Below are 12,006 nucleotides of genomic sequence, written 5' to 3'. Positions count from 1 at the left end.
GGCTCGGCCGGCCGGGTGACTGCCCGTGCGGGCGCCGGGTACCCGTGGCAGTGGTCCTAGGACCGACGTACCCCATGGCTGGAGGACGCGATGACGTACCCCGACCGGGACCCCGTGCACCCGGACCCCGTCCCGGGCCCCGACCGCCCGGAACCCCTTCCGCAGCCCCCGTTCCCCGACCCCGTCCCCACCCCGGACCCCCGTCCCGTCCCCACCCCGGACCCGATTCCGCAGCCCCCGGGCCCGGAGCCGGTGCCGGGGGAGCCCGGGCCGGGACCGCTGTCCTGAGAGCGGACGAGCACGCGACGCGGCCCGGCGTGGAGGAGCTCCACACCGGGCCGCATCGGCATGATCAGGGGCGCGGCCGGCCGCGCCCCTGTGGGCGTTCTAGGCCTCGACCTCGGACCGGCCCTGCCCCCACAGCGTGTGGAACGACCCCTCCCGGTCCACCCGCCGGTAGGTGTGCGCGCCGAAGAAGTCCCGCTGGCCCTGGGTGAGCGCGGCGGGCAGCCGCTCGGCACGCAGCGCGTCGTAGTACGCCAGCGCCGCCGCGAACCCGGGCGTCGGCACACCCTGACGCGTGGCCGCCACCAGCACCTCGCGCCAGTCGTCCTGCGCCGCCGCGATCTCCTGGGCGAACGCGTCGTCGGAGAGCAGGCTCGGCAGGTCGGGGCGGGCGTCGTACGCGGCCCGGATACGGTCGAGGAAGGCCGCGCGGATGATGCAGCCGCCCCGCCAGATCGACGCCACCTTGCCGAGGTCGATGTTCCAGTCGTACTCGTCGCGCGCCGCGTCGATCTCGTGGAAGCCCTGGGTGTACGACACGATCTTGGAGGCGTACAGTGCCTGCTCGACGCGGTCGGCGAACGCGCCCGCCTCGGCCGCGCTGAGCGGCGTGGCCTTGGGGCCGGCCAGCGAGCGGGAGGCGTCGCGCAGCGCGGCGTGCCCCGACAGGGAGCGGGCGAAGACCGCCTCGGCGATGCCGGAGACCGGGACGCCGAGGTCCAGCGCGATCTGGACGGTCCAGCGGCCGGTGCCCTTCTGCTCCGCCTGGTCGACGACCACGTCCACGAACGGCTTGCCGGTGTCCGCGTCCACGTGCGCCAGCACCTCGGCCGTGATCTCGATCAGGTACGAGTCGAGACGGCCGGTGTTCCAGGTGCGGAAGATCTCCGCGATCTGCGCGGGGCTGTATCCGGCCACATCGCGCAGCAGCTGGTACGCCTCGCCGATGAGCTGCATGTCGGCGTACTCGATGCCGTTGTGGACCATCTTCACGAAGTGCCCGGCGCCGTCGGGCCCGACGTGCGTGACGCACGGCGCGCCGTCGGCGGCCTTCGCGGAGATCTTCTCCAGCATCGGGCCGAGGGAGTCGTAGGACTCCACCGGGCCGCCCGGCATGATGCTCGGGCCGTTGAGCGCGCCCTCCTCGCCGCCGGAGATGCCCGCGCCGACGAAGTGGATGCCCTGCTCGCGCAGCGCGGCCTCACGGCGGCGGGTGTCGGCGAAGTGCGCGTTGCCACCGTCGATGATCATGTCGCCGGGCTCCAGGAGCGGCGCGAACTCCTCGATCACCGCGTCCGTCGGCCCGCCCGCCTTCACCATGACGACCAGACGCCGCGGGCGCTCCAGCGCCTGGACGAAGTCCTTGGCGGTCTCGGCCGCGATGAAGTCGCCCTCGTGCCCGTGCTCCTCGATCAGCGCGTGGGTCTTCGCCGCGGAGCGGTTGTGGACGGCGACCGTGTAGCCGTTGCGGGCGAAGTTACGGGCGAGGTTGCTCCCCATGACCGCGAGGCCGGTGACGCCGATCTGGGCTGAAGTGCTCATACGGTTGGCTCCTATGGATCCTGATATCGGTGGTGCCGTTCCTGCCCGCCAGTATTGTCCTTCCGGCCATCCTGACGTGCACCGGCCCCGTCCGCGCTGCGTGGTCTGCCGGGATTGAGTACGCAGGAAGGGCCCTGCCTGCCTCAATGGGGAGCGCAACCGGGTCGTTTGTGCGCCGCTCCTGCTCACTCGCGCGCCGGACGCGAGCACTTACGCGCCGGAGCAGGTCGCATACCCGCCACGCGCGGGACCAGAGCGGCTGAATTTTCGTCTTGTCGTGGCCGGTTCAGGGCCCTTACTTTTGCGGCTCATGGCATATGCGAGGGGGGCTTCTCCATGGCCGCAAGCGGCCGGCACCGCCGGTACCAGCCGAACAGGATCAACCGCGCCTCACTCACCGTCACGGCGGGCGGCGCCGGGATGGCGCTCCCGCTGATCGGCACCGGGGCCGCGGAGGCGGCCGATGTCGAGACCTGGGACAAGGTAGCGGCCTGCGAGTCCACCAACGACTGGAACATCAACAGCGGGAACGGGTACTACGGCGGACTCCAGTTCAGCCAGTCCACCTGGGAGGCCTTCGGGGGCACGGCCTACGCCGCCCGCGCGGACCTCGCCACCAAGGAACAGCAGATCGCGATCGCCGAGAAGGTCCTCGACGGGCAGGGCCCCGACGCCTGGCCGGTGTGCTCGGGCCGCGCGGGCCTCACGATCGGCGACGTGAAACCCCAGACCACGCCCCAGTCGCAGGCGGGCAAGGTCGAGATGTACACGGTCGTGCGCGGTGACACCCTCTCCGGGATCGCCGACGCCGAGGACGTGCGCGGCGGCTGGCGCAGGCTCTACGAGAACAACCGCAGGACCATCGGCTCCGACCCCGACGTGATCATCCCCGGCCAGCGGCTGAGTCTGCACTCCGCGGGCCGGAAGGAGGAGTCGAAGAAGGAACGCAAGCCGGAGAAGAGGCAGGAGAACAGGCAGGAGAAGAAGCCGGTCCACAAGGAGCACAAGGGCGGCAAGCAGCAGACGTCCGAGAAGCGGCAGCAGTCCGCCTCCCTCGTCGCGCCGGTCAGCGCCTCCCTCGGCACGCCCTACCGCGCCTCGGGTTCCTCCTGGTCGAAGGGGTACCACACGGGTGTCGACTTCCCGGTGTCGACGGGCAGCTCCGTCAAGTCCGTGGCCGCGGGGCAGGTCGTCTCCGCGGGCTGGGGCGGGTCCTTCGGCTACGAGGTGGTGATCCGGCACGCCGACGGCCGCTACACGCAGTACGCCCATCTGTCGGCGATCTCCGTCAAGGCCGGACAGGGAGTGAGCGCGGGCCAGCGCATCGGGCGCTCCGGCTCCACCGGCAACAGCTCGGGCCCGCATCTGCACTTCGAGGTGCGGACGGGGCCCGGCTTCGGCAGCGACATCGATCCGATCGCCTATCTCCGGGCCGGCGGAGTCCGGATCTGACGCGCCGCACGGCGTGACGACGTGGGGCGGGAGGCCCGGTCCGGGCCTCCCGCTCAGGATTTCACGCGGTCGCGATGCCGGTCGAGGAGTGCCCGGGGCACGTACAGCTCGCCGTGGAACGGCTGGAGCAGCAGACCGGCCGGGACGTCCTCCTCGACGGGCGCGCCCTTCCCGAGGAACGGGGCCGGGACGACCACCCGCTCGTCCAGGCCGATCGCACAGCCCGCGTCCGGAACCTCCGCGGTCCGCTCCCCAAGGCCGGCGAGCAGCTCCTCCAGGGCCGGGGAGTCCTGGCCGGCCCCCGGGCCCGCGGCCGGGACCGCGACCTCCTCGGTCGTGACCGCGACCTCCTCGTCCCTGCGCTCCGCCCCGGTCTCGGCGGCCAGGCGCTCGGTGGTCAGCAGGATCAGACCGCCCGCCGCCACCACACCGCAGCCCAGCGCGAGCAGGGTGCCGGTCGTGCCGTAGCGGAACGTCTCGCCGAACATCGTGATGCCGACCGCGGCCGCGACCACCGGGTTCACCACGGTGAGCGTGGCCAGCGGGGCCGCGAGACCTCCGCCCCGGTAGGCGGCCTGGGAGAGCAGCAGACCGGCCGTCGCGAAGGCGCCTATGACCGCGAGGGTCGGCAGGTCCGCGAGCGCGACGCCGTCCGTCCAGTCGACGGCGACCGTCTTGGTGAAGACCGAGGACATGCCGAACGCGACACCGGAGGCGACCGCCAGCAGGATGCTGCGCACCGCCGGGTGCCGGTGCGCGGCACGGCCCGCCACCGTCAGCGCCGCCACCGCGCCACCGCTGGCCACGGCCACCAGCACCCGCTGGACCGTGTCGAGCGACCGCGCGTCCGCCGAGCCCACCAGGGAGAGCAGGCCCGCGAGACCCACCGTCGCCATGATCGCGCCCCGCCAGGCCGTGGCCCCCGCCCTGCGGCCCACGAACAGCGCCGCCATGGGCAGGGCGAAGACGATGGTCAGCGCGCCCAGCGGCTGCACCAGGCTCAGCGGGCCGTAGGCCAGCGCCACCACGTGCAGCAGCCCGCCGAGGCCGTTCAGTGCGACGGCGGCCCACCAGACCGGCCGGCGCAGCGGTGCGTAGGACCGGCCGGGGGAGGAGACCGCGACCCGCTCCTGGACGATCGCCCCTCCCGCGTACGCCACGGCGGAGACGAACGACAGCAGCACGGACAACGCGAGGGCATTCATGAGGTGCTCCTCGACGCGGCGCGGGGGCTCCGGGCCCGGCGCGGTGAACGCTCGGCTTTCATGGTGACCACGATGCCTCGCGAATCCGTCCGCGTCGTCGTACCTGAGCACTCAATGCGTCCTACTGCCGATGGAGTACGACCGGCCCGGTGTCATCCCCAGGAGGGGCGACACGGAGTGCAAGCCCGCAGGTGGACGGGGAGGCGGGGGCTGGTACTACTCGTCCTCGTGGATCACGACCGCTCGCTCACCGCGCTCTCGGCCCTCGGCGGCTTCTTCGTACTACGCACGGGCGAACCGCCCCGCGCGTCCCTGCCGACGCTCGCCCGGGCCTACGAGGCACGGGATGCCGATGTGAAAAGGGAGGTTTACGAGAATCCGGTAATTTTCCGTGTCCGAAAAGTCGCGCGAAGTGTGCGGGCCCCCGAACCGCGCGTGGCCGCCTCGATCGCCCACCTCGGCTTCGCCGCCCGGCTGTGGTCGGTGGCCCTCGGCGCGGCCGCCGTGTACGGCCGTGTCCCCGATCTGGACCCGCGCCTGCTGCGCTGGGACGCGGACGCGAGCGCCCCGGACGAGCTGTGGCTGACCGAGGTGCGCGGCCTGCCCGCCGAGCGGATCGGCGCGGTCGTACGGGACGGCCACCTGCTGCCGCTGGCGGCCGCCCTGCGGGCTCAACTCCCCATCTCCGAGAGGCTGTTGTGGGGAAACGCGGCCTCCGCGCTCATGGGGGCCGTGCGCCGGATCGACGGCTGGGCGGCCGCCAACGGGCGTACGGAGGCGGCGGATCGGGCCCGCGCGCTCGCCGCCGGACTGTTCGCGCACCCCACCCTGGCGGGCACCCTCGACCCGGTGACGTCCCGCCGCCGCAGCTGCTGTCTCTACTACCGGCTGCCCGGTGGCGGCCTGTGCGGCGACTGCTGCTTCGACCGGCCGCCCGGCCCGCGCTCCCCGGGCGGCCCCCGTCCCGCCTGACCGCGCGAGCACGGCCGCGCGGAAATCGTGGTCTTCCCCAACCGACCCATCTGGGTGACCATGTGGGAACCAGCCGCTGAGACAGGGGGTTCCGGGTGCGAGTCGGCCTGCTGACCCGGGAGTATCCGCCCGACGTCTACGGTGGCGCGGGTGTCCATGTCGAGTTCCTCGCCCACGAGTTGAGGTCCCTCGTCGACCTGGACGTGCACTGCTGGGGCGAGGGCGCGGGCGGCGGTGTCGTACGCCACCGGCCCTGGTCCGCGCTCGACGGGGCCAACGACGCGCTGCGCACCTTCTCCGTGGACCTCTCCATCGCCGCCGGACTCGAAGACCGTGAGCTGGTCCACTCGCACACCTGGTACGCGAACCTCGCCGGCCACTTCGGCAAGCTGCTGCACGGCATCCCGCACGTGATGACCGCCCACTCGCTGGAGCCGCTGCGCCCCTGGAAGGCCGAGCAGCTGGGCGGCGGCTACGCCCTGTCCAGCTGGGCCGAGCGCACCGCCGTGGAGTCCGCCGACGCCGTGATAGCCGTCTCCGGCGCCATGCGCGACGACATCCTCGGCTGCTACCCCGCCCTGGACCCGGCGAGGCTGCACGTGGTGCACAACGGCATCGACACCTCCCTCTACACCCCGGACCACGGCACGGACGTCCTGGAACGGATCGGTGTCGACCCCGGCCGTCCGTACGTCCTGTTCGTCGGCCGGATCACCCGCCAGAAGGGCGTGCCCCACCTGCTGCGCGCCGTGCGGGACATCGATCCGGCCGCGCAGGTCGTGCTCTGCGCGGGCGCCCCCGACACCCCCGAGATAGACCAGGAGTTCCGCGAGCTGTTCGCGGAGCTCGGCCGGGTCCGCGAGGGGCTGTTCTGGATCCCGCAGATGCTGCCGCGCCCCGATGTGATCCAGCTCCTGACGCATGCCGCCGTCTTCGTCTGCCCGTCGGTCTACGAGCCGCTCGGCATCGTCAACCTGGAGGCCATGGCCTGCGGCACCGCCGTGGTGGCCTCCCGGGTCGGCGGTATCCCGGAGGTCGTGGAGGACGGGGTCACGGGCCTGCTCGTGGAGACCGAGGAGGGTTTCGAGGGCCGGCTGGCCCGCGCACTGGACTCGCTGCTCGCCGATCCCGCGACGGCCGCCCGGATGGGCGAGGCCGGGCGGGAACGCGCGGTTCGGGAGTTCGGCTGGCAGGCGGTGGCGCGGCGGACTGCCCGGCTTTACGAGGAAGTCCTCAAACTGGGGTAGTCAGGGAACAGGGTTCGGCACAAACGGTGGGTGTAGAGGGGCGGCGGGATGCGGCGCGGTGGACCTTCGGTGCTGGGGATCGTACTGGCGGGCGGAGAGGGCAAGAGGCTGATGCCCCTGACCGCCGACCGGGCGAAACCGGCGGTGACTTTCGGCGGGACGTACCGCCTGGTGGATTTCGTCCTGTCCAATCTCGTCAACGCGGACATCCTGCGCATCTGCGTGCTCACGCAGTACAAGTCGCACTCGCTGGACCGACACATCACCACGACGTGGCGGATGTCGAGCCTGCTCGGCAACTACGTCACCCCGGTCCCGGCGCAGCAGCGGCTGGGCCCGCGCTGGTACCTCGGCAGCGCGGACGCGCTGCTGCAGTCCCTGAACCTGGTCCACGACGAGCAGCCCGAGTACGTGGCCGTGTTCGGCGCCGACCACGTCTACCGCATGGACCCGCGCCAGATGCTGGCGCAGCACATCGAGGGCGGCGCCGGGGTGACGGTGGCCGGTATCCGGGTGCCGCGCACGGAGTCGTCGTCCTTCGGTGTGATCACGCCCGGCTCCGACGGCCGATCGGTGGAACGCTTCCTGGAGAAGCCGACGGACCCGCCCGGCCTGGCCGACGACCCCGAGTGCGTGTTCGCCTCGATGGGCAACTACATCTTCACCACCAAGGCCCTGGTGGAGGCGCTCCAGCGGGACGCCGAGGACGAGGACTCCGTCCACGACATGGGCGGGTCGATCCTGCCCCAGCTCACCGACCGCGGCGAGGCGCAGCTCTACGACTTCAGCGCCAACCACGTGCCCGGCGAGACCACCCGCGACCAGGGCTACTGGCGGGACGTCGGCACGCTCGACGCCTACTACGACGCCCATATGGACCTGATCGCCGAGCGTCCCGCCTTCAATCTCTTCAACCGCAGCTGGCCCATCTACACCAGCTCCGGCCAGCTCTCCCCGGCCCGCTTCAACGCGGGCGGCATGGCCAGTGAGTCGATCATCAGCGCGGGCTGCCTGATCCGCGGCCAGGTCACCAGATCCGTCCTCTCCCCGGGGGTCGTGGTGGACCCGGGCGCGGTCGTCCAGGGCTCGGTCCTGCACGACAACGTGCACATCGGGCGGGGCGCGGTGGTCCGGGGCGCCGTGCTCGACAAGAATGTCCAGGTGCCGCCGGGGGCGACCATCGGCGTCAATCCCGAACGGGACGCCGAGCTGTACACGGTCTCCCAGGGCGGAGTGATCGCTCTGGGGAAGGGGCAGCAGGTTCCCTAGCCGCCGGGCGGTCCGGCGGGCGGTCCACCGTACGACCGGACCGCCGGATGGTCCGTCAGGGTGACCTCGGTGCACACAGATGTCCCATGCGTCCCACCTTCACCAGGAGGTGAGACGTAATCTGTTGTTAACTGTGCGTAGCTTGATCGTACTTGACCGTAATCGGCCAACAGCGATTGACTGCTGACTCACCCGTCGTCGACGCGAGGCAAGCCATTGACTTCCGACCTGCTCGCCCCCCTCGACCTGGCGTTCTGGAACATCGAGTCCGCCGAACACCCCATGCACCTGGCCGCCCTCGGCGTCTTCACGGCCGACTCGCCCACCGCGGGCGCCCACGCCGCCGAACTGCTCGCCACGCGGGCCGCCGCCGTGCCGGGACTGCGGATGCGGATCCGGGACGTCTGGGTCCCGGACGTCCGGCTGCCGCTGGCGTTCGGCGGCGCGACCCGGGAACCGGTCGCCGACTTCGAGCCCTTCGACCACGTACGGCTGCACGCGCCCACCCCCGACTTCCACGAGGTGGCCGGGCGGCTGATGGAGCGTCCGCTGGAGCGCGGCCGGCCGCCCTGGGAGGCCCGTGTGCTGCCCGCGGCGGACGGTGCCTCCTTCGCCGTGCTGTTCAAGTTCCACCACGCCCTGGCCGACGGACTGCGGGCACTGACGCTCGCCGCCGCCGTCATGGACCCCGTCGAGATGCCCGCGCCCCGGCCGCGCCCCGCCGAGCCGCCGCGCCGCCTCCTCGACGAGGTGCGCAAACTGCCCGACCTGGTCCGGGGCACCTTCTCCGACCTCGGACGCGCCCTCGACATCGGCGCCTCCGTGGCCCGCACCACGCTCGACGCGACCCTCGCCGCCCGCTCCTCCGCCGCGCTGACCTCCGGGGCCAGCGGCACCCGCCGCACCGCCGGGGTGCTGGTGGACCTCGACGACGTGCACCGCATCCGCAAGACCGTCGGCGGCACCGTCAACGACGTCCTCATCGCCGTGGTCGCGGGGGCGCTGCGCCGGTGGCTGGACGAGCGCGGGGACGGCAGCGAGGGGGTCGCCCCCCGGGCCCTGATCCCCGTCTCCCGGCGGCGCCCCCGCACCGCGCATCCGCAGGGCAACCGGCTCTCCGGCTATCTGATGAAACTGCCCGTGGACGACCCGGACCCACTCGGCCGGCTGCGGACGGTGCGCGCGGCGATGGACCGCAACAAGGACGCCGGGCCCAACCGGGGCGCCGGCGCGGTCGCCCTCCTCGCGGACCACGTGCTGCCGCTCGGCCACCGGCTCGGCGGCCCGCTGGTCAGCCAGGCCGCCCGCCTCTGGTTCGACATCCTCGTCACCAGCGTGCCGCTGCCCAGCCTCGGGCTCCGCCTCGGCGGCTGCCCGCTGGCCGAGATCTACCCCCTGGCCCCGCTCGCCCACGGCCAGTCCCTGGCGGTGGCCGTCTCGACGTACCGGGGGAGCGTCCACTACGGCCTGGTCGCCGACGCGGAGGCCGTCCCGGACCTGGAGCGGCTGTCCCGGGCGGTCACCCGGGAGGTGCGTGAGCTGTTGGCGGCGTGTGAGGTGTGACCCAGGCCCCGCGCCCCTGTAAAGCATGGGGCGTAGCCCCTGCTTTACAGGGGCGTGGGGAACTGCGCGACCAGCCCCCACCGGCCCGCACCCGAAGTTTGGCCCCTACAGCCTCCCCTCCGTACAATTCCCCGTTCGACAGCGGACGCGTCCCGGCGGGCCGCACGTGATCAGGGAAACGGCAGCGCGATGACGGTGACAGAGGACGGCCCGGCGGCCATGGACGAGGTCGTGTACGGCCCGGGCATCGACCCGGACCGGCTCGCCGTGTGCCTCGGCGTGCTGGAGGAGCTGGACAAGCTGGAGGTCGACCACCCGGACGCCATCGCCGTGCGCCGGGCGACCGCCGGTGTCTACCGCACGGTCAAGCAGCGCCGCCGCCAGGAACGCCGCGCCGCCAAGACCGCCCACGACAAGGCGGTCACGGAGTCCACCGCCACCGGCTCCGCCCAGCGCATCGACGACGAGACCGAGGGCATCCTGCCGTCGTCCGTGACGGAGGAGGGGAAGATCGCGGGGATACTCCAGCGCCCCCGCTCCTGCTACACCTGCAAGACCCGGTACGTCGAGGTCGACTACTTCTACCACCAGCTCTGCGCCGACTGCGCCCGGCTGAACCGCGGCAAGCGGGACGCCCGCGCCGACCTCACCGGCAAGCGCGCCCTGCTCACCGGCGGCCGCGCCAAGATCGGCATGTACATCGCGCTGCGGCTGCTGCGCGACGGCGCGCACACGACGATCACCACGCGTTTCCCCAAGGACGCCCTCCGCCGCTTCAACGCCATGGACGACGCGGCGGACTGGATGCACCGTCTGGAGGTCGTCGGCATCGACCTGCGCGACCCGGCCCAGGCCGTGGCCCTCGCCGAGCGGGTGACCGAGGCGGGTCCCCTGGACATCCTGATCAACAACGCGACCCAGACCGTACGCCGGCTGCCCTCCGCCTACGCCGCCCTGGTCGAGGGCGAGAGCGCCCCGCTGCCCGCCGGCGAACTCCCGCCGCACCACGTCATCGGCGCCTTCAACTCCGGAGCGGTGGACGGCCTGACCGGGCTGACCGCACTCCCGGCGGGTGTCAGCGGACTCGACGCGCAAGCGGTCGCCGACCTCGCCCTGGTCGCCGGCAACGCCAGTGTGGCCCGCCACCTCGACGGCACCGCCATCGACGCGGGCGGCCTCGTCCCCGACGTGGTCGAGAGCAACACCTGGGTGCAGACCATCGAGCAGATCTCCCCGGTGGAGCTGCTGGAGACCCAGCTGTGCAACTACACGGCGCCCTTCATCCTGATCAGCAAGCTCCGCCCGGTCATGGCCGAGGCCGCGAAGAAGGCGGCCAGCGGACGGGCGTACGTCGTGAACGTCTCCGCGATGGAGGGTGTCTTCGGCCGCGGCTACAAGGGCGCGGGCCACCCGAACACCAACGCCGCCAAGGCCGCGATGAACATGGTGACGCGCACCAGCGCCCAGGAGATGTTCCAGACCGACGGCATCCTGATGACCTCGGTCGACACCGGCTGGATCACCGACGAACGCCCCCACTTCGACAAGCTGCGCCTCGCCGACGAGGGCTTCCACGCCCCGCTCGACCTCGTCGACGGCGCGGCCCGCGTCTACGACCCCGTCGTGCTCGGCGAGCGGGGCGAGGACGTGTACGGCGTCTTCCTGAAGGACTACGCGCCCGGCAAGTGGTGAGCCGGCGCCCCGACCCGGCGGGCCCGCTCGGCGCGGTCCGCCCGGTCGGCCACCAGTTCCAGCACGGTGCGCCAGTCCTCCGGATGCCCGGCGTCCAGCCCCGCCGACCGGCCGGCCTCACCCGCCTGGCGTAGCGTCAGTACGTCCTCGACGAGACCGGCGTCCACCCAGCCGCCCGCGTGCAGTCGTACCAGGTGATCGGGGCCGAGGGCGTGCAGGCGTACGAGACGGGCGACGCGGTCGCCGAGCAGCGGCCGGACCGCGTCGGCCGCCAGATCCGCGTGGCCCGGGTCCTCACCCGGTCGGAGCAGTTGCCCCAGGGTGTGCACCAGACCGGCCACCTGCAGTTCCTTGTCGGCGGGCCGGCCCCGGCGCAGCAGCGCCGCGGTCCGCAGCGCGTGTGCGTGCGGATCCGGGCGGGTGCCCGCAGGACGGTATGTTCCGTCCCGGCGCCGCTGCGGCGCCGGGACGCCGCCCCGGCGGCCGTGCAGCAGATCCATCAGCTCGTCGATGCCGCGCAGTTCCATCCGCCGGTCCTCCCGAGTCCGCCCGCGAGAAATGCCGTTGCGGCACAGGAGCAGATCATGGTCCGCTTGCCATTCGGCCAACGGGACCTGAACTGCGCGCCGAGGCCGGTGATCCGACGGGTCGTCGGACCGGTGCGCGGAGCGGGAACTGAGCCGAACGGGTGATGAGAAAACCTACCAAATGGGTCAAATTGCCCTAGAGTGGGGCCTGCTGGGCGCTGAACGACTCAAGACAGTTACCTCTTGTTTCCA

Annotated in this window: 9 protein-coding genes; 6 read left to right on the top strand and 3 right to left on the bottom strand. The window is 72.3% G+C overall.

Annotation, left to right across the window (positions count from 1 at the left end):
* Positions 1–387: 387 nt before the first annotated feature.
* Positions 388–1,827 carry an NADP-dependent phosphogluconate dehydrogenase gene (gene gndA, locus PYR72_RS10360; protein ID WP_275455044.1) on the bottom strand — a complete coding sequence of 480 codons (1,440 nt, stop codon included), beginning with the start codon at positions 1,825–1,827 and terminating at the stop codon, positions 388–390.
* A 336-nt stretch (positions 1,828–2,163) separates the two neighbouring features.
* On the opposite strand from gndA, the gene PYR72_RS10355 reads away from it, so the two are divergent.
* Complete coding sequence (locus PYR72_RS10355) at positions 2,164–3,279, top strand: transglycosylase family protein (protein WP_275455043.1); 1,116 nt, start codon at positions 2,164–2,166, stop codon at positions 3,277–3,279.
* A 53-nt stretch (positions 3,280–3,332) separates the two neighbouring features.
* Here the strand turns inward: PYR72_RS10355 and PYR72_RS10350 are convergent, their stop codons facing one another.
* Positions 3,333–4,484: a DMT family transporter gene (locus PYR72_RS10350; protein WP_275455042.1), complete on the bottom strand. Its 1,152-nt coding sequence runs from the start codon at positions 4,482–4,484 to the stop codon at positions 3,333–3,335.
* A gap of 228 nt (positions 4,485–4,712) precedes the next feature.
* On the opposite strand from PYR72_RS10350, the gene PYR72_RS10345 reads away from it, so the two are divergent.
* The 5 genes from PYR72_RS10345 to PYR72_RS10325 all read left to right on the top strand — a co-directional run bounded on the left by PYR72_RS10345 (position 4,713) and on the right by PYR72_RS10325 (position 11,227).
* Positions 4,713–5,456 (top strand): (2Fe-2S)-binding protein, encoded by a 744-nt coding sequence (locus PYR72_RS10345; protein WP_275455041.1) that lies wholly within the window; start codon positions 4,713–4,715, stop codon positions 5,454–5,456.
* 95 nt (positions 5,457–5,551) lie between these two features.
* Complete coding sequence (glgA, locus tag PYR72_RS10340) at positions 5,552–6,703, top strand: glycogen synthase (RefSeq protein WP_275455040.1); 1,152 nt, start codon at positions 5,552–5,554, stop codon at positions 6,701–6,703.
* 48 nt (positions 6,704–6,751) lie between these two features.
* On the top strand, positions 6,752–7,972 hold the full coding sequence (gene glgC, locus PYR72_RS10335; RefSeq protein ID WP_275455039.1) for a glucose-1-phosphate adenylyltransferase: 1,221 nt from the start codon (positions 6,752–6,754) through the stop codon (positions 7,970–7,972).
* 216 nt (positions 7,973–8,188) lie between these two features.
* Positions 8,189–9,535, top strand: coding sequence for a wax ester/triacylglycerol synthase family O-acyltransferase (locus tag PYR72_RS10330; RefSeq protein ID WP_275455038.1), 1,347 nt, complete (start codon positions 8,189–8,191; stop codon positions 9,533–9,535).
* Positions 9,536–9,724: 189 nt separating this feature from the next.
* Positions 9,725–11,227, top strand: a complete 1,503-nt coding sequence (locus PYR72_RS10325; protein ID WP_275455037.1) for an SDR family NAD(P)-dependent oxidoreductase — start codon at positions 9,725–9,727, stop codon at positions 11,225–11,227.
* On the opposite strand, the gene PYR72_RS10320 is transcribed toward PYR72_RS10325, so the two are convergent.
* Positions 11,206–11,754: a hypothetical protein gene (locus tag PYR72_RS10320; protein ID WP_275455036.1), complete on the bottom strand. Its 549-nt coding sequence runs from the start codon at positions 11,752–11,754 to the stop codon at positions 11,206–11,208. The two genes, PYR72_RS10325 and PYR72_RS10320, sit on opposite strands and share 22 nt — an antisense overlap.
* Between the last annotated feature and the right edge of the window lie 252 nt (positions 11,755–12,006).

The organism is Streptomyces sp. VNUA24, from assembly GCF_029167005.1.
GTDB classification, from domain to species: domain Bacteria; phylum Actinomycetota; class Actinomycetes; order Streptomycetales; family Streptomycetaceae; genus Streptomyces; species Streptomyces scabiei.
Note: the sequence above shows the minus strand (reverse complement) of the source record. Positions and strands in the feature narration are given on the sequence as shown.